Here is a 24,701-nt window from a genome sequence, read left to right as displayed (position 1 = left end):
ATTATTAAATAATGTATACTAATTTAGTAGACATTCAAATGTAGTAAATGTTTTTGAATTATAAGCTTTTTGAAAATACTTATAATGGACAGTAAATTATTTTTTATATCCTCCTGAATGCCCTGCGGTTTTGTAAAGATTATAACAATCAGTTAACTTTTACTTTACGCAGAAAGGGGTTCTTTGTCAAACATCTTCTGCCATGAAAAAAATATTACTACTGCTCCAGTTGATATTCCTGGGTTTTACAGTTTATAGTCAGGTTAAAACAACTTCCAATCCATATCCACTTATCTCATCAGGTAACTGGGTGCAGGATAAAAATTATTATCTGCTCACGCTTTTTAGTCATGATAAAGCTGTCAATAAGTTACTTAGCAGCGATGCTGAGCTGGCTAAACTGACACAGAAAAAGTTGTCTGACCTTAAAGCTTCTATCACTGATTGTAAAGACGCAAAATGCTATACCACTCAAATCAAATTTTCTGACGATGAGGTTAAAGCTGTTAGCTCCCGTTTAACAGCACTTTATCAACCGGGTAATGCTTTAGATAATCTGGTTAAGACTAAGCTTATTCCATCGGGTACTTATATTTTATATAAAGATCTGTCACCATCGGCTTTGCTGGTAAAAGCCTGGGAACAGGATGCGGCCGGCATCAACTACGCTATAGGTGTATATGCCGAAGGTAACAAGCCACATTATCCGCAGGTAGATTCGATCAGCTCTAATGTTAATGCAAAAAGATATGCTGTATTAATTTATAACTGCTCAGCAACTTTATTGGGCGATGTTAAAAATACCGGGTTGTTTTTCGAGCCCGCACTTCAGGCAGCATTACTGTATCTGCAAATTAATGAGCGTAATGATCCGGCCAATTATGAGCCAATGATGTCGACTGTTAACAAAGCAGCCATTGACAGGATTAAAACCGTAAAATGGAGTGATTATCCATATTCAAATATTTTGGTACCCGGCGCCGGCCCCGAGGAAATAACCTGGCCCTTAAGTGCCGAAGGTATGCTGCGTTGCCGCCTTGCTGCACAGCAATATCATTTAAAGCAGGCGCCATTTATTATGGTTTCGGGTGGCAAAGTGCACCCTTATAAAACCAAATACAATGAGGCCGAAGAAATGAAGCGTTACCTGGTACAAACCCTTCACATACCCGATAATGCAATTATTATGGAACCGCATGCGCGCCATACTACTACCAACATGCGCAACTGTGCACGCCAGATTTTTAGATACGGTATACCTGCCGGTAAACCGGGCATTGTAATTACAGATAAATCGCAAACCGATTACATCCTGAATATGGCGCCAAGATGCGAAAAAGAGTTAGGCTACGTACCCTATAAATTAGGTAAACACGTTTCTGATACCGAAGTAGAATATTACCCGGCTGTTGAGTCGTTACAGATTAACCCAACTGAGCCGCTTGATCCCCGTTAACAGATTTTAATATTAATATCATGATTAAAAAAATTATACCTGCAGCTTTTGCAGCCCTAAGCCTTTGTGCTTTTATAAAAAGCGATGCTATTGACCAAAAGCTCGATCGCTCTATCACTATCGATTCTTTGGGTGCTTGCCAGGGTATTTCTTACCAGAATGGTAACATCTTTTTATATGGCGACCGCGAAGTTGGTATGGTGCGCAAATTTAAAATGGTAAAGGATAGTTTAGTTTACCAGGGAGAAGAATACAAGCTTACCCAAAAGGGTGAAGATGTGATTAATCACCCTACCGGTATTGCCTACAATGGAAGCGGGCCGACTTTTATGGGTAACTCGATTCGGTTAAATGCAGAGGGCACCAAATGGAGAGCAGTTATTTATTGTATAGATTGGAAAGGCTTACAGCGTACGCACACGCTTGACGGTAACCTGATTAATACCATTGAAGATGATGCCTGCATACAAGGTACCCGCCCGGAGTATGTAAAATACGAGGGTAAATGGTATGTTGCCACTGCCGATTATGGCGACCACGGCAACGAGGTGCGTTTGTATGACCCCGAGAAATTGAAGAAAGCTTCGAAAACAAGCGAACCCGGCGTGCTTTATAAAAAGTTTACCTGTACACCTTGGGTGCAGAACTTGCACTGGATAGCTGATAAAGGTGTGCTGGTTTTGATCCAAAATAAAATAGAGGGCCGCCAGTGGCGCTTTACTTATGTAGACCTGAAGAAATCTTTGGAGGCTGGCAAGCAGGTAGTTATCAGCCAGGTAGATAAAATAGACAGGGGAGATGAGCTGGAGGGTTTTTCTTTCATAGGCAATGATAACAAAGGAATTGCGGTAACATCATCCAGAAAAAACAACGTTAATTTTACCACAACAAGCTGGTAATGTATAACTTATTAGCTAATAAATATACCCTCAACATTTGTTGGGGGTTTTTATTTTAAGTTAATATAAACTTAACATGTAAATAGCCCTCGCTTAAGATAGCCCGCTTAGTTTTGTTGCCAGAATGATAATGCTAACATTAATTAGTTAGTATTTCTGCGATGCTAAAGCGATTTATTTAATATTCTCTAATTGGTTGCAATATTTTGCATTGTCTATTGATCATGGTGAAGAGCAGCATAAACGAAGTATCAGCAGAGCAGAATTTACTGGCAAAGTGCAGTAACGGCGATGCCGGCGCCTTCAGGGAAATTTACCAGCAGTATAAACGCTACGTATTTAATATTGTTAATGCCAGGCTTGCCGATACCGACGATGCCTTAGATGTAACCCAGGATATTTTTATAAACCTCTGGACTTCCCGCGAACAGTTAGCGAACATACGCGAGTTTAAAACTTATTTATATGTTTTTAGCCGTAACCAGGTGATCACCGCTTATCGCAAAAAAAACATCCGTTTAAAAGGGGAGGGTTACTTGATCGAGAAACTGGACGAACAGTTAGAGCCATCTGCCGAAGACCATCGTTTTGCCCGCGAGTTAACCGTTCAGATTGATAGTACGGTAAGCCAGTTCCCCGAAACGATGCGCTACTGCTACCAGCTCAGTAAAAACGAAGGAAAGAAAAACACAGAGATCGCCGAGATCCTGAATATCTCAGAAAAAACAGTACGCAATAATGTATCAGAAGCGCTGAAACGTTTAAAGTTAAATCTTCGAGGCAGTTATTCCGAACTGTTAACTACAACGCTGGTATTGATCAGTGAGCAGTTGTTGGAGTTTACTCAAAATATCCTGCACAAAAACTAAATGTATTGTTAACATTATCTTAAAGGACATTCGGCCTTTTGCTGCGAGCTAATAGAAAGCACTATTAGTGGATAGCAGGATACAAGAATTATTTGAGCGTTACCAATTGGGTACCGCAACCGAAGCCGAACGTAAACTGGTTGAAGATTGGTTTGCCCGTTTCAATCAGGAACCTCAGCATCAGTTAAACCCTCAACAGGAGGCTGAGCTATTTAGCTCAGTCGACCGTAATATTAACTTTTTACTGGCTACCCAAAGTCGTAAACGTTTAATCGATAATCGTTGGTTTCAGGCGGCAGCCATACTATTGGTTAGCCTTACCGCAGGCTTGGTCTTTTTCTTGCTTCCTAAACGTAACAATCAGGAAGCCGTTACCTACGCCTATTTTAAAACACCTAATGGTGCCAGAAGATCATTTGCCCTTCCAGATGGAAGTACCATTGTTTTAAACTCTGGCTCCACAATTAAAATTCCTTCAAACTTCGGGCGGCAATCAAGAGAGATTATTTTAACCGGTGAAGCTTTTTTTGAAATAAAGCATGATGCCGAAAAGCCTTTCACTATACACTCGGGCAAATTGCTGATCACAGATTTAGGCACAGCCTTCAATGTTAAAGCTTATCCCGAGGATGGCAAAGTACAGGTGGCTGTAGAAAGCGGCGAGGTTAAGGTAGAAAAGAATAACCCGAATGGCAAACCGCTTTTGTTTGCCGGATCTTTAACAGGTAACCATCAGTTTACTTACGATAAGCTGAGCGATCACTACACCGTAAACGATATCCAACCCGGTGATATGTTGGGCTGGAGGCAAAACAGGCTTCGTTTCGATAATGCCACATTTAATGAAATAGCCCACACTTTAGAGCGCTGGTATAATGTGAAGATCAATCTAAAAGGTACTAATGATCATTGCCGCTTATATACCGTAGCCTTTGATAATGAGCCCATTGATAAAGTGCTGAATGTGTTGGGTAATCTTTCAGGAGCCGACTATCAAATTCACAATAAAACTGTAACGCTTAACCTCCCAAAATGCAAACGACAATGAGATAGCCCCCTTAAAACAAGTACAGGGAATGTACCACCACTCCCTGTATTGTAACCAGGCACTACAGTAGCGCCTGTAATTTATACGATCCAACAATCATTTAAATTAATCAAAAATGCAAAATTTTTATCGCATCAGAATTTCTACTTGCTTAAAAAAATATTTAGTCCCCTATATTATGCGCCCATTGGTTATTGTAGCCATACTACTGCACGTTTTTATATCGGCTTCGGCGGCCATCGGCCAGACTATTCAGAACGTTTATGTCTCATTTAAAGCCGATAACGTTAATACCCGTGACGTAATTAAGCTCATCGAACAAAAAACAGATTTTGTTATTGCTTACGATAACGTGCTTGATGTTAACAAAAAAGTATCGTTGCACGTTACTAACGAAAGCGTTAGCGAGGTTCTTAAAAAATTATTAAAAGATTACAAAGGCACTATCAGCCAGGTTGATGACCACCACATTGTAATTAAGGTTGATAAAATCCCGGCTACTACAACGCCAACTTTAAAAGCGGGCCAAACGCAAATTAAAGTGGTTGGTGTAGTTACAGACGAAAACAACCAGCCATTACCAGGCGTAACGGTAAGGCTTAAAGGTTCGGCACAGGGCACCAGTACCGATATTGATGGTAAGTATGCCTTAACTGCCGAAACCGGTTCTACATTGGTATTCTCATTTATTGGCTACCTGACTACAGAAATGTCTGTGAGCACGTCAAACACAATTAATGTACGAATGAAGCCATCGGCCAATATGCTTAACGAGGTTGTGGCTATCGGTTACCAATCAATCCGTAAAAGCGACTTAACTGGTGCTATCTCGAGTGTTAAAGCTAGTGAGCTTAATTTATCTGCACCTACGCTTGGCCAGGCTCTGGTTGGTAAAGTAGCGGGTGTACAGGTATCACAAACAGATGGTGCACCTTACCAGAGTACGAAGATCAGGGTACGTGGTGTAGGTTCGTTCAACGCCAGCTCAGATCCCTTATATGTAATTGACGGTTACCCTGCTGGTAATGATGTTTACATCAACCCGGATGATGTTGAATCTATCGACATCTTAAAAGATGCTGCTTCTGCCGCTATTTACGGTTCGCGTGCATCTGGTGGTGTGGTTATCATTACTACTAAAAAAGGAAAAGAAGGTAAAGGTAAATTTGAGTACGATGTGCAAACCGGTGTTAACCAGCTGGCTAAAAAAGTAAAACTGCTTAACTCAGATCAGGCTGCGCAGTTGGTAATTGACGGTCGTAACAATACCTACCGCGATCTATGGGTTAACACTGGTCATACCTGGAACGACGGTATGTTTTCTGACCCTAACGCAACCCGTATTGCCAATGTGGGTAATGCAGGTAGTGTAAGTATCCCTGATGGTTTGTACAATTATGCTACCCAAACTTTAATTCACCAAACAGTAAATACAGACTGGCAGAACGAGTTATACCATAACGCTTTCTTTCAGAAACATAACTTGTCGTTCTCTGGTGCATCAAAAGATATTCGCTATTATATAAGCGGTGGTTATCAGAACCAGGATGGTATTATCCATTCTACAGGCCAGGAGCGTTATAACTTCCGTACCAATGTAGATGGTGATGTTAACAAAAAACTACACATCGGCGCTAACATATCGTACACCCAAAACTATAACAGAGAAGTTCAGGAAGGCCGTTTTGACCATAGCCCTATTTTAGGCGCGTTGATCTACATGCCTTACCTGCCTGCTTACAATGCAGATGGTACATTGGCTACCAACGCAGAAGCTGCACAATCAACAGCTTACGGCTACCAGTCTATCGAAAACCCTGTTGCTTTAGTTGAGCGCACCAAGATAACCCGTAAAGGTTACCGTGGTACCTACAATGCTAATGCAACCTATACCATATTGCCGGGCTTTAGCGCTAAAGTAAACTTAGGTACACAAACCTATAACGAAAAGTATGATTACTATCTGCCTACAACGTTAAGCAGCGGCGCTTTCCCTCCGGGGTCAACCCAGGCTATCGCAGCGGCAACAGCAGCAGCACAAACTACCTCGCAGCTTGATCAGTTAGGCGAGTTTACATTAAACTATAACAAACAAATTGGTAAACATCATTTTGATGCCTTAGCTGGTTACACCGCTCAAAAAACAAGCAGCGATGTATTAAGCGTTTATGCACGTGGTTTCCAAAATGATGCCATCCCCGAAATTACAGGTAAAGGTGCCGATCCAAGCAACTTTACTTTGGTAACTACAACCAACCCACAAACGGGTTTAGGTTTGGTACCGACGGCTAAATCTACTTATACCTTACTTTCTTACTTAGGCCGTATTAACTATAACTACGATAGCAAATACTTTTTAACAGGATCTTTCCGTGCCGATGGTTCATCACGTTTTGGCCCGCTTAACAAGTATGGTTATTTCCCTTCGGTTGCCGGTGGATGGGTACTTTCGCAAGAGCCATTCTATCATAGCTTCCTGGGCGATCAGTCAACCGTTAAAATACGCGCAAGCTGGGGTTTAAGTGGTAACTACAATATTGGTAATTACAATACCGTGCAAACATTGGCCAGCCCAACGGGTGTAGTATTTGGTAACAGCAGCACTATTGCCAACGCAACTTACCCCGGAGGTATTAAAGATTCTAAGCTGAGCTGGGAGTCAACATCACAGTATAACATCGGTACAGATATCAGCCTGTTTAAAGGCCGCTTATCTGTAATTGCCAACTACTATTTAAGCTATTCTTATAACCTGCTATATAATCAGCCAATTTCGGCTATCTCTGGTAGTACTACGATCTTAACCAACCTTAAAGATTCTAAGATCAGAAACACCGGGTTTGATTTACAGTTGGATGGTCGTATCATCAACGATAAGGATTTCACCTTTAATGCAGGGGGTAATATCTCTCTTAACCGTAACAAGGTTATCAAGTTGCCTGCAAATAACACCATTATCATCAACGGTGCAGAGCGTTCTTACTTAACCAATATTACCGAGCAGGGCCAACCGGTTGGTATGTTCTACGGCTTTAAAGTAGGTGGTATGGTTACACCAGAGAATATTAACAAGGTGGCACAATCAACAGCATCAACCAACCCATTAAGAGCGGGCGATTTGTATTTTGTGGATACCAACGGCGATGGTAAAGTAACAGATGCAGATAAAACTGTGATCGGCTCGCCTTATGCCAACTTTACTTACGGCTTCACTTTAAATTCAACCTACAAACACTTTGATTTAGGCGCCGGTTTTAACGGATCGCAAGGAAACAAGGTATTGGATGGCCAGGATTATTACCTGTACAACATGGAAGGTTCTGGTAACCAGTATGAAGATGTAGCTAACCGTTACCGTAACGCTGCCGATCCAGGCAATGGCACAGTTTACCGTGCTTCACGCGGTGGTACACAAAGTAACAGTACCCGATTATCTACCTTCTACCTGCAAGATGGATCATTTTTAAGATGTACCAACATCACATTAGGTTACACCATCCCAACTGCGGTTAAAAACAAATTAGGTATCGGCAACGCCCGCATATTTGCCAGCGTAGTAAACGCCTTTACTATTACCAAGTACAAAGGTTACAACCCGGAGGTTGATTATAACTACTCAGCAGGTGGTTCTAACAACACTCAACCGGCAAACCTTGCGCCAGGTATCGACTACGGTGTTTATCCGCTGGTTAGATCGTACAACCTGGGTATTAACCTAACATTTTAATAATTTTTTTAACGAGAGATAAAGAGATGAAAAAGAAATTAATAGCTGTAACATGCCTGGCTGCACTTATGGTGGTAAGTTCGTCATGTAAGAAAAGCTTTTTAGAGCAAAGCGACCCCAATGCAGTTGGCGTTGCTGCAAGTTACCAATCGCCTAATGATGTATTGCTGGCCGTTAACGGTATCTATCAATCATTACGAAGTGGTAATAATATCGGTGAAACCAGTGATCTTTGGACAGATCAGCGTTCTGATGATACCGGCACAAATGATAACCAGAGTAACGCAGGTGAGCCATTCCAGTTCAATAACTTTTCGCTGCTGGCAAGTAATACCTATTTAAAATCACACTGGGTTTCTTTATATGGTACTATTACCCGTGCAAATACGGTTTTATCAAACGTTGATGCCGTTGCTTTTCCTGATCCCAGCTTAAAAGCGCAGTATGTTGCTGAGGCTAAATTTTTACGTGCCATCATGTACTTTCATTTAGTACGTTTATGGGGCGATGTGCCATTGGTAACCAAACAACTGGCTTCTACAGAAGTTACTGCAAACACTTTTCGTGAGAAACAAGCTACTGTATACGCACAAATTGTTGCAGACTTAACAGATGTAACTAACAGCCCGCTGCCTAACCTGCAAACAGGAGGAAACATTGGCCGTGCATCTAAAGCTGCTGCAAACGCATTTTTAGGCCAGGTATATCTGACCATGGCTACCACGCAGGATCAGGCCAACCGTGCAACCAACCTGGCCAATGCTAAAAATTTCCTGATGACTGCATATAACATGCGCACTTTTGGCGCGTTGAGCAGCATTCCTTACACCGATGTTTTTGATGTGAATAAAAAATCAACCTGCCCGGAGCTGATCTGGCAGATTGTAAATAAACAGGGCGATATCAATTACAGCTCATCAATTGCAGCCAACAACCAGGCAAAAGGAGAAACGATTAACTCGTTAAAAGCATCATCTGGTGTGGGTGGTAACGTTACACATGATCTGATCAATGATTATGAAGCAAACGACCCACGTATGACTTTCTCTGTTAAATATGCTAACGATCCAATTGTAAAAGATTGGTTTATTACCAAATTCAGAGATGCAAGCGCCGCTGCTACCAACTTAGGTTACGGTGGTAACGACTGGATCTTGATGAGATATGCAGACGTAATTTTAATGCTGGCCGAAGTAAATATGTACCTGGGCGACAATGCAAGCGCTATCACATACCTGGATCAGGTACGCGTAAGGGCTGGTATGCCAACTTATGCAGTTTCAATTACCAACCCTGCCTACACTGCAAAATACCCAACATTAAAACTGGCCATTTTGCACGAGCGCCGCGTAGAACTGGCGTTTGAGCACCACCGCTGGTTCGATTTGTTAAGAACCTTTACCACTGACGAGTTGGTAGCTTATTTCAAAAGCAAACCACAGGCTGATTTTGGCTCGGCCATCTTAGCTAACTTTACAACTAAGGACAGATATTATCCTATTCCGTTTGATGAGTACAAACTCGATCCGGTTAAGATGTACCAGAACCCTGGTTATTAATAAAAACTGAATATAAGAAGGGGAGGGGGCAATTTCTCCTCTTCTTGTTTTACGATATTTACCCCTAATCTACTTTAAATGAAATTAAGAACGTGCCTGCTATTTGCGATAGCTTTAGTGCAATTTGGAGCTGCCGAGGCTCAAAATAAAATAATGGTAACCGCACACCGCGGCGACTGGCGCAATGCCCCCGAAAACTCATTAAGAGCCTTTCAATATGCTGCCGATATGGGCGTTGATATTGTTGAGCTTGACCTGAAAAAAACGAAAGATGGTGAAATCGTTATCATGCACGATGCAACTATTAACCGTACCACCAACGGCAAAGGCGTGCCTGCCGATTATACGCTAGATGAAATTAAAGTCTTCAGGTTAAAAAATGGTTTAGGCCGTGTAACCAATAATCCTATCCCTACATTAAAAGAAGTAATGCTGGCTTTAAAAGGCAGCGGCGTAAAAGTAAACCTTGATAAAAGCTACGATGTTTACCCCGAAGCTTATGCTATTTTAAAAGAGACCGGTACGTTAAAGCAGGCCATCTTTAAATCAGAAATGCCTTTTGACTCGCTTCAGCACAGATACCCACAACTGGTAGATAGGATTATCTATATGCCGGTGGTAAACCTGGATAAACCAGATGCCAGAAAAGTAATTACTGATTACCTGAAAGGCATGAAACCTTATGCTTTCGAATTGATTTTCACGAAGGATACTTCGGCTATATTGACCGATAATAAATTCATCACCAAAACAGGATCTAAAGTTTGGATCAACTCTTTATGGGCTTCGCTTAACGGCGGGCACGATGATGATACTGCCGTTGAAGACGATAATAAAGAAGACAGTTGGGACTGGATCATTAACCATGGTGCAACCATTATCCAGACAGATCGCCCGAAATTACTTTTGGAATACCTGAGAAAAAAACAACTCCACCGTTAATACCTGTATTTACCCTGCATCTACTATGAAACTCCTATTTTCTACATTATTACTATTTGTTGGCTTAACACTTTCGGCTCAAACTAAAAATCCAGCGATTGCACAGCCTGCTGATGAGGTTAATGTATTTTTGGGGTCCTCCGGCGATCATGGGCAAATGTCGCCTGCCGCATCTTATCCATTCAGTATGATGAGTATCGGGCCACAAACATATCCCAACCTGCACATGGGATATGAGCATAAGGCCAAAACATTTCTGGGCTTTACACATAACCGTTTCGAGGGTGTAGGTTGCCAGGGGAGCGGTGGTAATATTTTAATCGCACCATTTTTGGGCGATAGCGCAGTAGTTGATCTTACTAAAGCTAATGAAAGTGCGGGCGCAGGTTTTTACCAGGTTTCTTTCAGCAATCGTATCGCAGTTAAAATAGCCGTATACAAAAATCAGGGAGTTGAAAATTATAGCTTCCCGCAGGGCAAAAAAGGATTTATTATTGATCTAAGCCACACACTGGCCAACAAGTTTGTAGCCGAAGAACATGAACTGCAAACTGACGGGTTAACCGGCTGGGTTGATTCGCGCACCACTTGTAACGTGGGTATTTACCGGGTTTATTATGCTATCAGGTTTAATCAGCCTGTTAAGTTTACCAATACAGCGGCGCATAAACTGGTTGTAGGATTGGGTTCTCAAACCCAGCAAGTACAATTAAACATTGCTTTTTCATCGGTTGATGTGGCGCATGCACAAGCTGCGCTTACCATTGGCGATTTTGATCAGCTGAAAAGTAAAAGTCAGCAAGGATGGAATGAGGCTTTAAGCCGCATCCGTGTTAAAGGCGACCCTGCAAGAGAGAAGCTGTTTTATTCTTTAATGTACCGCACCATCCAATCGCCCTACCTGATTTCTGAACCTGATGGTACTTACCGGGGTACCGATGGCAGTTTGCAACATACCACAGACAGCGTTTATAACGGCTGGGCTATCTGGGATAACTATCGTACACAATTACCATTACTATCATTGCTATACCCAGATAGATACAAATCTATTACTACCTCACTGGCTAATCTATACCAATTTGGTAAAAAGGATTACGCTACACAGCATGAGCCATCAAACACGGTACGTACCGAGCATGCTATTGTTGTTTTGCTGGATGCTTACCGTAAAGGCTATAAAGTAGATTTCAACAAAATTACCGATTCGCTGATTGCAGAAGTTAACCGCCTCGATTTTTCGCATCCCGATAAGGCTCTGGAATCGAGCTACGATGCCTGGGCACTATCGCAAATACTGGCTATTACGGGTAAAACCGAGTTAAGCAATCAGTACAAACAAAAAGCACTGGGTTATAAAGATTACTGGAACAAAGATTTTAAAGATATTACCAAGAACGATGTTGATCGTATCCCTGCCCGTGGCTTGTATCAGGGTACGGTATGGCAATACCGCTGGTTTGTGCCATTTGATATAAAAGGCTTAACTGAACTGATTGGCGGCCCACAAACTAATATCAAACAGCTCGATCAGTTTTTTAACAATGATTATTATAACCACGCCAATGAGCCTGATATCCAGGTTCCACTGATGTACAACGCATCTTTAGAGCCTTACAAATCGCAGGCTATGATGCATAAATATGCTGTGGATACCGTGGTGCAATACTATTTTAATGATAACAGCCGGGGTATAGATCCCTTTGTTGATGTAATTTACCAGAACAAGCCCGATACCTATGTGCGCACCATGGATGATGATGCCGGGGCTATGTCGGGCTGGTTTGTTTTTGCCGCTTGTGGTTTTTCGCCGGCTTGTGTGGGCTGGCCGGTTTATTATTTAAATGTGCCGCTTTTTAACCAGGTTGAGCTGAACTGGCCAGGTGGTAAAAGTTTCAGGATTAATGTGGTTAACTATGCCGAACATAATAAATACATTCAATCTGTTAAACTCAACGGTAAAATCATTAACAGAAATTGGTTAACCCACCAGGAAATTATGCAGGGTGGAACATTAACGATAACGGCATCCGATCAACCCAATAAACAATTCGGACTGGCCGATCAATGGATCTCTGATATCAACTTAAAATAAAAAAGCGCCTGTTTCGAAACCCGGAACAGGCGCTTTGATAGTGGCTCATCCACTTACCTCACCTGCCTTAAGCACTAGTTCTACAAGGTTGTTACACAATGTGCCTTTTATTAATGTCGCTCTAACATAGACTTTACCTCACAGGGATAATTTTGTGGCAAACTATTGAATGACCATACGGATGCGAGCGTATGGCCAGCCCATAAACAGAGCGTTAAATATGCTTTTCCTATTACTGTAGGCAGGAAGTGTGACATTTTTTATGATAAACCAATCAGATCAGGCATTATTAGAGGCTATGGCCCTGGGCGATGAAGACGCGTTTCACGTACTTTTTAACAGGTACTGGAAGAAGCTTTTTTCGTTTGTTTACCGTTTAACCCAGGACGAAAGCCAGACCAAAGATATTTTACAGGACGTTTTTTTATACATCTGGAAAAACAGGGAAGTTCTTTATGCCCAGGAATCTTTTATGCCCTATTTAAATACGGTAGCCCGGAGTAATGTAATGATGGGGTTCCGGAAGGATAAAATAAGATTAGTCGGCGCTGATGTTTTATTGGAGAACATTCAGCGGTCGGCCCAGCCGGATGATCAGATCTTATTAAAAGAAGTAAAGCATACTGTTGACGAGGAGTTATCTAAAATGCCTTCCAATATGCGTAAGTGCTTTCAATTGAGCCGGTTTGAGGATAAATCGATCAGAGAAATTGCTGTCGAACTTGGCTTGTCAGAACAAACCGTTAAAAATAATATTTCAGAAGCCCTAAAAAGGTTGCGTATTTGCATGGAGCAAGGCTCGCTCATTTACTTCTCATTCCTGGTATTTCAGGTGGTAGAAGGTTTAATGTAAACTTAACACCTTCTTAAAGTACTTTTGGGCGGTTCGAGCACTAATAGTGCTGAATGAAGAACCCAAAGTATACGCAGCTAAAGCAACTGTTCAGTAAGTACGAGCAGGGACAAATTGATGATCATGAAAAGAAACTGGTTGACGACTGGTTTCAAAATTATGAAGACGGCCCTGATGCAGAAATTCTGAATGATCCTGATACCGAAAAACGCATCTATCAGGAATTAAATCTACGCCTTACTCAAGGCATTTCCAATTCAAGAGTACGTGAGCTGTGGACTTCCACCGTTTGGTTTAAAGCTGCATGTTCAATCGGCGTGTTGTTTACAATAGCCGGTATCTTTTACAGAAAGCAAGGTCTGCACGTTACTATAAAGCAGTCTTATCAAACTATTATTACTGCCAATGCGCAGGTCAAAAAAATCAAGCTCGACGATAGTACCGAGGTTTGGCTTAACGCCGCCACAACTGTCCGGATTCCATTAATTAAGCAAGATAAAAAGAGGATAGTTTACCTGGATAAGGGAGAGGCCTTCTTCAAGGTAAAGCATGATACTGCCCGTCCGTTCAGCGTAGTTTCCGGCAATTTAGTTACACGCGATATCGGAACTTCCTTTAACATCCGTGCATACGATCTTACAAAACAATACCAGGTTTCAGTAGCATCAGGCCGTGTAGATGTAGGTATCCGTGATCAGCATGGCAATTTTCACCTCATCCGCTCTGCTATGGAAAGGGGAGATGTGCTCAACTACAACACAGCTACCGGCAAGCCCGAATCTAATAAGAAACAAGCTGAGTTGATCAGTACCTGGAGAACGCCGGGCTCATTTGATCTGGAGACTATGACATTAGCTCAGATTGGCGATGAACTGGCAAGGCACTTCAACGTAAGCGTCAAGGTTAATCATCCGCAGTTCGATCCAACTGCATACACTTTTCATCTGGCAAACCAAAACCTTCACCAGGTGCTGCAGCGCTTAACATTAACAACGGGTATGAGCTACAGCCTGGATAATAATCATCTCATCATTAACGCCCCGGACAAACGCATGAAATAAACAAAAACAGGGATAAAATAACCGAGGTGCTGGAAACACCTGCGGTTATCTGGTAGGGGCTGTAGCAGCCCGGACCTTTTTCAATTAACTCGTCTAAAATTAATTAAAGCAACAATATAGAAATAATGCGAAAACTGCTTACATATTTTCTTTTACTTTTTTCTTCATTGGCCGTACATGCACAGGTAACTACAGGAACACTTACCGGTACTATTAAAGATGCCAAAGAAATGCTGATAGGTGTAACTATTACAGCTACCCACTTACCAACAGGTACCGTTTATGGCGCTGCTACAAACAAAACAGGGCGCTTCACAATTCCAGGTATGCGCCCGGGCGGCCCTTACCGTATCAAAATATCTTATATCGGTTATGAACCCAAGATCATCGACAATATTGATCTGAAAATAGGTGATCCTTATGTACTTAACGTATCACTGGATAACTCATCTGTATTATTAAGTGAGGTTGCTATTAAAACCGCCGACCGGAACTCTATTTTAAATGCGGATAGGACCGGAACATCGACCAACTTATCGACCCGCGAAATTAATGCCTTACCAACTATTGACCGAAGCCTTAATGACCTGACACGGTTAACGCCACAATCTAATGGTAACTCTATTGGCGGTGGTAACTCGCGTCAAAATAACGTTACGCTGGATGGCGCCGACTTTAACAACAACTTCGGTATCGGCAGTAACCTGCCTGGTAATGGTAACCCGGTATCGATAGATGCATTAGAAGAAATCTCGGTTAACGTAACTCCTTATGATATTCGCCAAACTGGTTTTATCGGTGGTTCAATTAACGCAGTTACCCGTTCGGGTACAAATGATGTTTCCGCATCTGCCTATACCTATTTCCGTAACCAAAACCAGATTGGTACCAAAGTAAGTACTTATCCCGAATTGGTTGCAACAAATCAGTCGTACCGTATTTATGGTGCACGCGTAGGCGGGCCAATTATTAAAAACAAATTATTCCTGTTTTTAAATGCCGAACGCGAAACCGAGGTTGACCCGGGCCAAACCCGTGTTGCAGCAACTGACGCTGCACCATTTGGCAGCGCACCTAATATTACACGCCCTACCATGGCAGAGTTAGATGCAATTAGCGCCTACCTGAAAAATAAATATGGTTATGAAACAGGTCCATACCAAGGGTATAATTTTGAATCGGAGCGTACCAATCTGTTAGCCCGTTTAGACTGGAATATTAATGATAAAAACCATTTTAACGTTCGTTACAGTTATGTTAAAACTAGAAGCCCATCGTTTGTAAGTACTTCACGCAGCCCGCTTCCCGGTTTTTCTAACGGCTCACGTACAGATACTTATGCTTTGCCGTTTGCAAACTCAAACTATTATCAGGAAGCCAATTTATATTCGTTAACTGCAGAATTAGACAGCAAAATAGGCAGCGGCTTTAACAATACACTTCGTTTATCATATACCAACCAAAATGACCCAAGAAGTTCAGACAGCCAGATATTTCCGTTTGTAGATATTCTGAAAGATGGCCGTCCATTTACTTCATTCGGTTATGAGCCGTTTACTTATGGTAACCTGCGCGATGTTCAACTATATTCACTAAACGATTACTTAACCTGGTCTGCCGGTAAGCATAATTTTACCGCAGGTGTACAAGGCGATTTCAGTATCACCAAAAATGGCTTCCAGCGTTTTGCTACCAGCTATTACACCTTCAATTCATGGGATGATTTTGTGAACGGTGCTAAACCTGCCGATTTTGCACAAACCTATTCGCTTTCGCCAGGGTACGCACAGGCTTATCCAACATTTAAATTTGGCCAGTACTCTGTTTATGGTCAGGATGAGATTGCCGTTAGTGATAAATTTCACCTTACAGTTGGCTTGCGTTTAGATCTGGGCGCTTACCCTAAAGTATTGGAAGAACATCCATTGGTATCGCAGTTAACCTTCGCACATGGCGAACATTTAAACACAGGTAATTTGCCGAGTGCCAAAGTATTGTTTTCACCTCGTATCGGCTTTAACTGGGATTTAAAAGGCGACCGTTCATTACAATTAAGGGGTGGTGCTGGTATCTTCACCGGAAAAATCCCTTATGTATGGATAGTTGCACAGTCTGGCGATGCTGGTATGTTGCAAGTAACCGAAACTTATTCGGGGCAAAACAATACGCCGGGTCCATTCAATCCTAATATTGGTGCTTATCGCCCGGCAACGCCACCTGCAGCAGGAACTGTTTTGCCTAACCCGATCACGGTAATGGCTAAAGACTTAAAAATGCCGCAGACTTACAAAATGAGTTTAGCTTTAGATGCCAAGTTACCATTCGGTATCGTGGGTACTATTGAGGGTATATTTAATAAAGATATTAATACGGTATTGTTCCGCAATGCTAACCTGGTTGACCCTAAACCGCTAAATGTGGCGGGTTACCCGGATAACAGGATGATTTATCCGAATGCCAATACTGATAAGTTTATCAACCCTATCCTCAATGGTCAAGCTGTGCCAAATGGTACTGTTATCCCAGGCGGTGGCCAGCAACCGGGTGCATTCAACGTAATTGTATTGGATAATTCATCAAGAGGTTATTACTATTCAATCACTACAACTTTAGCCAAGCGCTTTAGTAATGGTTTTGGCGGATCAATATCTTACGTACACAGCGATGCAAAAAGTCTGTACGAAGGTGGCGGCGACCAAACATTGTCAGGCTGGCAGGGTACTACTTCGGTTAACGGAGCTAACCAGCCAGAGTTAGGGCATTCGGGTTCGGTATCTCCGGATAGAATTATTGCATCTGTTTACTACCGTAAAGAATTTATTAAGCATTTAGGTTCGCAGGTTACTTTGGTATATGACGGTTCTAACAGCCGTTTCTCATATACTTATTCGGGTGATATTAACCGCGATGGTGCTAATGCCGATTTAATTTATGTACCTAAAGATCCATCTGAAATTACATTTGTACCGCTTACTGTTGGCTCGGGTGCCACTGCTGTAACTTATACAGCACAGCAACAAAGCGATATGTTTTTCAGATATATTGATCAGGATAAATACCTGCGCGGCCGCAAAGGAAAGTATGCCGAACGCAATGGTGCTATTGGCCAATTCCAGGGGCAATTTGATTTCAAATTCCTGCAGGATATTTTCACTAACGTTGGCGGTAAACGTAACACCATTCAGTTTAGCTTAGATATTCTTAACGTGGGTAACTTCCTTAATAAAGAATGGGGCATCCAAAGAAGTGTAGCAACAAGCAATATCCTTGTGCCTAAAAACATTGCTTCATTGGTACCGGGTGGTAATGTTAAACCAACCTTTACCCTGCAAACAGATCGTAATTTACCTGCTTCGCAAACGTTTAGAGACAACGTAGGCTTCGGCTCAACCTGGACTATGCAGTTCGGTTTCCGTTACATTTTTAATTAACAATTAGTAAGCGGCAATTTTATAATTGCCGCTTACTTTTAAACGCAAATAAATATCATGATCAAAAGAATTATTACCCCTATTTTAATGTTGCTGGTTACGGTTGCCCTCGTTTCATGGGGTGTTACCGGCCACCGTACTATTGGAAAAATTGCTGAAAAGCATCTGACACCTAAAGCTGCAGTAGCAGTTAAAGATTTGCTGGAGGAAGAAAGTTTGGCAGATGTAAGTACTTATGCCGACCAAATCCGTTCGCAGGACCAGTACAAATATACCGCACCATGGCATTACATTAATGTACCGGCCGGCTTAACTGAGCAAGCTTTTAAAGATACCGTGCTGGCTAAGAAAAACGACAACGTTTACAAAGCGCTGCTTAAATGCGAAGCAGACTTGAAAAATCCGGCAAAGACCCGTGAAGAAAAGATCTTCGCCCTTAAGTTTATTGTTCACATGGTGGGCGATTTGCACCAGCCAATGCACGTAAGCCGTTCTGAAGATCAGGGTGGTAACAAGATCAAAGTAACCTTTTTAGGCAACCCGGGTAACTTACATGGTTTATGGGATAGCGGTTTACCAGAGCACGAAGGACTAACTTATGAGCAACTGGCAGAAAAGGTAGATCACGCTACTCCGTCAGAAATCAAAACCTGGCAAAAAGATGATATGCTGAAATGGTTATACGAGAGTTACCAGGTGAGCGAGCAATTATATGCTGATGCAGGTAAGAGCAGTGATTTTGATGAAGCGTATTATAAAGCACATATCCCGGTTTTTGAAGAGCGTATGGAAAAGGCTGGTATCCGTTTGGCTGGCGTGCTTAATGCTATTTACCGTTAAACAGATGCCGATGTTAACCTTAAAAAGAACGCTTATTGCTTTGTTGCTCCTTCAAATGGGAGGCACCTTAGCATACGGACAAGCACAATCAGATACCACACAGCATATTGTAAGCGGCAGAAACAACTCAGCTGCTCAGCAGAAAAAACCTTACGTGATATTAATTTCTGCCGATGGTTTCCGCTATGATTATGCCGAAAAATACCATGCCGAAAATTTACTGCGGATGAGTTCGCAAGGCGTTCGCGCTGTGGCTATGTTGCCTAGTTTTCCGTCTGTAACTTTTCCTAATCATTATACACTGGTTACCGGGCTTTATCCTTCACACCACGGACTGGTTGGCAATAGTTTTTACGATCCTGCTAAAAATGCAAGCTACTCTATGGGTGATAAGGCTAAAGTTAGAGATAGCAGCTGGTATGGAGGAACTCCACTATGGGTACTGGCCGAACAGCAGCACATGCTGGCCGCAAGCCTTTTTTGGGTAGGTTCTGAAGCCGCCATTAAAGGCGTTAGGCCAACCTATTATTATAATTATAATGAGGATATCCCGATGGCCCGCCGCATCCAGATTGTTAAGGATTGGCTGAGCTTGCCGGAGGAAAAGCGCCCGCATTTGATCACTTTTTACTTATCGGAGCCTGATCACTCAGGTCACCGTTATGGCCCGGAGACACCAGAAACTGCACAGGCTGTGCGTATGGTTGATTCGGTTATAAACAAGCTGAGCGAAGCCGTTGCCACTACAGGTTTGCCGGTCAATTTTATTTTTGTATCAGACCACGGGATGACCGTTGTAGACCGTGAGCATCCTCTGGCAACGCCCACAGCTATCGATCCTGAGAAATTTATTATCCCATCATCGGGCACAATGATTGATCTTCATGCCAAAAACCAAGCCGATATCATGCCGGTTTATGAGCAATTGAAGAAAGATGAAAAGGATTATCATGTATATCTTAAAACCAACATGCCTGCGTATTTGCATTACAGTGCCAAGGATGACCGAATGAATAGAATGGGAGATATTTTTGTAATACCGACCTGGCCGAAGGTGTTTTCGAACCGTAAGCCCGGAGCCGGTTACCACGGTTTTGATCCAAAATTGGTAAAAGACATGCCGGCTACTTTTTTTGCATGGGGACCAAAAATTAAGAATAATCTTACCGTACCTGTTTTCGAGAACGTGGAGGTTTATCCTTTCATTACCGATTTGCTGAGACTAAAAATCAGCGAGCAGATAGATGGCAAAGAAATTTTAAAACCCTTAATTAAGGAATAAGCGTTATTGAGGGCTGGCTGGTTAATCATCTGCCGGCCCTTATTATACCCCCATGAAGTCAATCAGTAAAAGCAGGCATCAGCACCTGAAAGCCTCCATGGAGGAACTTGAAAAAATTTTACAAGAATCTTGTACCGCAGATTCCTCTTCCGCATACATAAATTTGGTACAGGGAAAAGAACAGCTTGAACTATTGTTCAAAGAATATGATATGCTACTGGAGCAAATCGCGAAAATAGTTCAGGACTATAGCAACCTTTCTGTGCATGTAAAAGGCGAATTACTGGGCAAGCATTTAAAAAACATGCAAAAGTTAATGCCCCCGGAAGATCCTATGTACAAGCACCTGCGCCTGGCTGTGCATTTTCTGTATAGTGCATAGTTGTTTTTAATGGGGGTTAGGCGTTACGTAAAAATGTCCTAATGTTCCCCACTTCTGTACTAAAGCGCAGCCCGTAACCAGCCTAAATTTGCTTTACAATAAAATTAAAGCAATGTCAAAAATAATTTTCATTACCGGGGCCTCACGTGGTTTCGGTAAATTATGGGCCGAAGCATTATTGCAAAGAGGCGATAAAGTAGTAGCAACAGCACGGGATTTAAGTACACTTAACAGCCTTGCAGCTAAATATGGCGATAATATTTTACCGCTGAAACTGGACGTTAATGACAGGGTTGCGGGGTTCAAAGCTATAGCCCGGGCCAAAGAACATTTTGGACGTATTGATGTGCTGATTAATAATGCAGGGTACGGTTTATTCGGTGCAATTGAAGAAACGACCGAAAAAGAAGCCCGCGATCAGATGGAAACCAATTTCTTTGGTTTGCTGTGGCTTTCACAAGCAGTATTGCCTATCATGCGCGAGCAGGGGCATGGGCATATCATCCAGCTTTCAAGTGTATTGGGGTTAATTAGCCGGCCGGTTTTGGGTTTATACGCTGCTTCTAAGTTTGCGGTAGAAGGCTTGAGCGAATCGCTGGCTGCTGAGATGAAAGGTTTTGGGATCAATGTCTCCATTATTGAACCGGCTGGTTTTGATACAGAATGGGGAAGTTCTTCTGCTGCCCGTACCGTTGCTATGGCTGAGTACAATGATGTAAAAGCAAACCACCAGGCAGGGATCCCTCCCGATTTTCGGGGTGATGCAAACGGTACAATTGATGCGGTATTGAAATTGATAGATAGTGAAAATCCTCCGTTGCGCTTGTTGCTGGGCAAATACGCTAACATGTTAGTTAAGAAAGAATACGTAGGCCGGAACACAGAGTGGGATAGCTGGTTGGAAACTACTTTGGCAGCACAGGGTAAATAATCATTATATTGTACTGGCATGATCTGCTTCTGGATATGGTGCAGATTATGCCTAATTTTGAGAGTATGCAGCATTTTAATAGTCTGGCTCAATTACACCGTTTTAATGGCCTGCCGATGCCTGAAAATCCATTGTTCAGCGTTTATCGGTGCCCGAAAAAGACTTCGCTCGGAGAAAATCCGTTTACTTCTGATTTTTACATCATAGGGCTTAAAAAGCTTGAATCGGGAGTTATTATGTACGGACGTACCAAATATGATCATGATAACGGTTGTATGCTGTTTGCCAGGCCACGGCAGATCATGGAGTTTAAAAATCTGGAATACCATGAAGACTCGTTCATCATTTTCATACATGAAGATTTTTTGAACGGCCACTTTCTGCATAACGATATGAGTAAATATGCCTTTTTCGATTACGAAGCAAACGAAGCCCTGCATCTTTCTCCCCGAGAAGAAGAAATTATGTGGGACCTTTTCTTTAAGATAGATGCAGAATATCGATCTAATAATGACGAGTATAGCCGCAACATTATGCTTTCGCATGTTGATGCCATGTTGAAGTATTCACAGCGCTTTTATAAACGCCAGTTTATTGGCCGTACCCAACTATCGGGTAAAACCGTATCAAAGTTTAACGATGCGCTGGCAGCTTATTTTAAAGATGGGTTACTGCTTAACCAGGGTTTACCCAATGTGAGCACGCTGGCAGGGCAATTAAACTTATCGCCACGCTATCTGAGCGATATGCTGAAGCAGGAAACAGGTAAAACAGCTATTGAACTCATACATATTTACCTGATAAGCGAAGCCAAAAACCGTTTAAGGAACGATGATCAGCGGGTTTCCGAAATTGCTTATGCGCTTGGTTTCGAAGACCTGTCTTATTTTTCGAGGCTTTTTAAAAAGGAAACTGGTGTAACCCCCAATCAGTTTAAAAAGCATTTACTGAACTAAAAACAAAAGCCATGATCCTATCGGGAGCTTTAACAAGTAAATTTTATAATAAAACTTACAAGCCGACACATTAGCAATTAATTAATGCTTTATTAAGGTTGCTGCTTAAAATTGTGTAATTATAAACCACAGTTACATGATTAAAAAAATACGATTTAACTTGCTGCCTGCAGCGCTGTTAATATTTGCTGTCTTCCATACCAGGGCGCAAGTAAATAACACCAATTTAAATACATTACTGGCAGCAAACAATGTAAGCTGGAATGTGCCGGGGCCATCTTCGCAACAATCAATGCCTTTAGGTAATGGCGATACAGGCCTTAATGCCTGGGTAGAGCCTAATGGCGATTTATGCTTTTATATTTCTAAAACGGATGCCTGGGGTGCAGCTGCATCAACAGAAAAAAACAACTGGATTAAAGAAGGTGGCGTACTGATGAAACTCGGTAAAGTCCGCGTGTCGTTAAGTCCTAACCCTATGCAGGTTTCAGGAGCGCCATTTTTACAAACCCTTAAATTACATGATGGGGAGATTGTAATTGATGAAGGCGATGGCAGTAATAAAGTTCAAATACGTTTATGGGTAGATGCCAACAACCCCGTAATACGTGTAGAAACTAAAAGTAACAAGCCCGTAACGGCTAAAGTTACACTCAACGATTGGCGATTAAATGGCGGGGGCGACTCTATCCTGACCGGTAAATCACCACAAATAGTATGGTATCATCGCAATGCTGGTAACAATGTTAATCCACACCTAGCCAATATTACCTTTGGTGCTGTTATTAAGGGTAAAGGTTTTTATGTATCAAATGATACTACGCTGCAAAGTAAACCCTCTGTTTCTCAGGTAGTATCCATATACCCATTAACCAGCCAGTCGGGCTCTGCCGGGCAATGGCAGCAACAATTGGAGCAGAAGGTTACGGGGATAGATAAAATTAACCTGGAGCAAAGCCGGGTTGCACATCAGCAATGGTGGGATGCTTTTTGGCACCGCAGTTGGGTATATATTATTGGTGATGACCAGGCAAAAACCACAACGCAAGGTTATGTGCTTCAGCGGTTTTTAACGGCATGTGCAGGTCGGGGCAAATATCCTATTAAATTTAACGGTTCGATTTTCGTAGTGGATAATCCGGTATTGAAAGACGGCGGGAAAACAGTTTATGCCAATGCCGACTACCGGAGCTGGGGCGGCCAGTATTGGTTTCAGAACACGCGGCCGATGTATTGGCCACGATTAATGGCTGGTGACTTTGACGAAATGCTGCCGCTTTTTAATATGTATGCCAAAATATTACCCGACAATAAAAAGCAGGTACAAGCATATTACCATCATGATGGCGCATACTTTGCAGAAACTGCACCTTTTTGGGGTGGCTTGCTATACATGGGGCCAGAGGTTAAAGAGAACTGGACGGGGCATTACTTTACACCCATATTGGAGCTGAGCATGATGATGCTCGATTATTATGAGTACACAGGCGATAAAACCTTTGCAAAAAGCACACTGCTGCCTGTAGCAACTGCTGGGTTAACGTTTTTTGATAAACACTTTGGCCGCGATGATCAGGGCAAATTGTTGCTCGACCCGGATAATTCTATTGAGATGTTCTGGAAGGTGCATAACCCGGCACCAGATATTGCAGGCTTACATGCTGTAACTGCCCGTATGTTGGCATTGCCAGATGATGTTACCAGCCCGGAGCTACGTGCCCAATGGTCGAAACTTTTAAACATACTGCCTGAGTTGCCGAAAGGTGAAAAGAACGGACAGGTACTGCTACCTTACACCGGCGAACAAACAGCCCAGCCACGTAACCTGGAAAATCCTGAGCTATATGCGGTGTATCCGTTCCGCTTGTATGGTTTGGGTAAACCTGATCTGCAAACGGCTCTTAATACTTTTAATGCGCGTAAGTTTAAGGATAAAGGCTGCTGGGTGCAAGACCCCATACAAGCCGCAATGCTGGGTTTAAGTGATGTTGCTAAAACCTACGTAAGCTTCAACTTTGCACGTCAGGATCCGCACTTAAAATTTCCTGCCTTTTGGGATGAAGGCCATGATTATATGCCTGATGAGGATAACGGCGGCAATGGCGAGAACGGTTTACAAAACATGTTGATGCAAACCGACGGTAAGAAAATATTACTATTACCTGCCTGGCCTAAAGAATGGAATGCAGAATTTAAATTGAATGCACCATACCAAACAACAGTGCAGGGGAGGGTGCAGAACGGCAAATTAGTTGATCTGGTGGTTACACCGGCCTCGAGAAAGAAAGATGTTGTTGATATGTCGTTATAAGAAAGATCTAATCTCTCAATCATAGAAAAGTTCGCAAGTACCTAAACACTTGCGAACTT

At 42.3% G+C, this 24,701-nt stretch carries 17 protein-coding genes; all 17 read left to right on the top strand.

Annotation, left to right across the window (positions count from 1 at the left end):
• The first annotated feature begins 202 nt into the window (after positions 1–202).
• The gene (locus PQO05_RS18170) at positions 203–1,456 is read left to right on the top strand and encodes a YdcF family protein (protein WP_273628859.1); all 1,254 of its coding nucleotides are present in this window, start codon (positions 203–205) and stop codon (positions 1,454–1,456) included.
• Positions 1,457–1,476: 20 nt separating this feature from the next.
• Positions 1,477–2,355, top strand: coding sequence for a hypothetical protein (locus tag PQO05_RS18165; protein ID WP_273628858.1), 879 nt, complete (start codon positions 1,477–1,479; stop codon positions 2,353–2,355).
• A 224-nt stretch (positions 2,356–2,579) separates the two neighbouring features.
• Positions 2,580–3,224, top strand: a complete 645-nt coding sequence (locus tag PQO05_RS18160; protein WP_273628857.1) for an RNA polymerase sigma factor — start codon at positions 2,580–2,582, stop codon at positions 3,222–3,224.
• 67 nt (positions 3,225–3,291) lie between these two features.
• Entirely contained in the window at positions 3,292–4,272 is a 981-nt protein-coding gene (locus PQO05_RS18155) for a FecR family protein (protein ID WP_273628856.1), read from the top strand.
• A gap of 115 nt (positions 4,273–4,387) precedes the next feature.
• Positions 4,388–7,999, top strand: coding sequence for a SusC/RagA family TonB-linked outer membrane protein (locus PQO05_RS18150; protein WP_273628855.1), 3,612 nt, complete (start codon positions 4,388–4,390; stop codon positions 7,997–7,999).
• 26 nt (positions 8,000–8,025) lie between these two features.
• Positions 8,026–9,558, top strand: coding sequence for a RagB/SusD family nutrient uptake outer membrane protein (locus PQO05_RS18145; RefSeq protein ID WP_273628854.1), 1,533 nt, complete (start codon positions 8,026–8,028; stop codon positions 9,556–9,558).
• Positions 9,559–9,636: 78 nt separating this feature from the next.
• Positions 9,637–10,500, top strand: coding sequence for a glycerophosphodiester phosphodiesterase family protein (locus PQO05_RS18140; RefSeq protein ID WP_273628853.1), 864 nt, complete (start codon positions 9,637–9,639; stop codon positions 10,498–10,500).
• Positions 10,501–10,525: 25 nt separating this feature from the next.
• Positions 10,526–12,595 (top strand): glycoside hydrolase domain-containing protein, encoded by a 2,070-nt coding sequence (locus tag PQO05_RS18135; RefSeq protein ID WP_273628852.1) that lies wholly within the window; start codon positions 10,526–10,528, stop codon positions 12,593–12,595.
• A gap of 262 nt (positions 12,596–12,857) precedes the next feature.
• Positions 12,858–13,448, top strand: a complete 591-nt coding sequence (locus PQO05_RS18130; RefSeq protein ID WP_273628851.1) for an RNA polymerase sigma factor — start codon at positions 12,858–12,860, stop codon at positions 13,446–13,448.
• Between the two features lie 53 nt (positions 13,449–13,501).
• Positions 13,502–14,509: a FecR family protein gene (locus tag PQO05_RS18125; protein WP_273628850.1), complete on the top strand. Its 1,008-nt coding sequence runs from the start codon at positions 13,502–13,504 to the stop codon at positions 14,507–14,509.
• 125 nt (positions 14,510–14,634) lie between these two features.
• Complete coding sequence (locus PQO05_RS18120) at positions 14,635–17,940, top strand: TonB-dependent receptor (RefSeq protein WP_273628849.1); 3,306 nt, start codon at positions 14,635–14,637, stop codon at positions 17,938–17,940.
• A gap of 57 nt (positions 17,941–17,997) precedes the next feature.
• Complete coding sequence (locus PQO05_RS18115; RefSeq protein ID WP_273628847.1) at positions 17,998–18,780, top strand: S1/P1 nuclease; 783 nt, start codon at positions 17,998–18,000, stop codon at positions 18,778–18,780.
• A 10-nt stretch (positions 18,781–18,790) separates the two neighbouring features.
• Positions 18,791–20,062 carry an alkaline phosphatase family protein gene (locus PQO05_RS18110; RefSeq protein ID WP_273628846.1) on the top strand — a complete coding sequence of 424 codons (1,272 nt, stop codon included), beginning with the start codon at positions 18,791–18,793 and terminating at the stop codon, positions 20,060–20,062.
• Between the two features lie 52 nt (positions 20,063–20,114).
• Positions 20,115–20,444 carry a hypothetical protein gene (locus PQO05_RS18105; protein ID WP_273628845.1) on the top strand — a complete coding sequence of 110 codons (330 nt, stop codon included), beginning with the start codon at positions 20,115–20,117 and terminating at the stop codon, positions 20,442–20,444.
• A 112-nt stretch (positions 20,445–20,556) separates the two neighbouring features.
• A complete protein-coding gene (locus PQO05_RS18100; protein ID WP_273628844.1) occupies positions 20,557–21,375 on the top strand; it encodes an SDR family NAD(P)-dependent oxidoreductase in 819 nt (272 codons plus the stop codon).
• Positions 21,376–21,383: 8 nt separating this feature from the next.
• Positions 21,384–22,331: a helix-turn-helix domain-containing protein gene (locus PQO05_RS18095; protein ID WP_273628843.1), complete on the top strand. Its 948-nt coding sequence runs from the start codon at positions 21,384–21,386 to the stop codon at positions 22,329–22,331.
• Positions 22,332–22,467: 136 nt separating this feature from the next.
• Positions 22,468–24,642 (top strand): DUF5703 domain-containing protein, encoded by a 2,175-nt coding sequence (locus PQO05_RS18090; RefSeq protein ID WP_273628842.1) that lies wholly within the window; start codon positions 22,468–22,470, stop codon positions 24,640–24,642.
• The last annotated feature ends 59 nt before the right edge of the window (positions 24,643–24,701 follow it).

Origin of the sequence: Mucilaginibacter jinjuensis, assembly GCF_028596025.1 — a bacterium.
GTDB classification, from domain to species: domain Bacteria; phylum Bacteroidota; class Bacteroidia; order Sphingobacteriales; family Sphingobacteriaceae; genus Mucilaginibacter; species Mucilaginibacter jinjuensis.
This window is presented reverse-complemented; position numbering and strand designations above follow the sequence as displayed.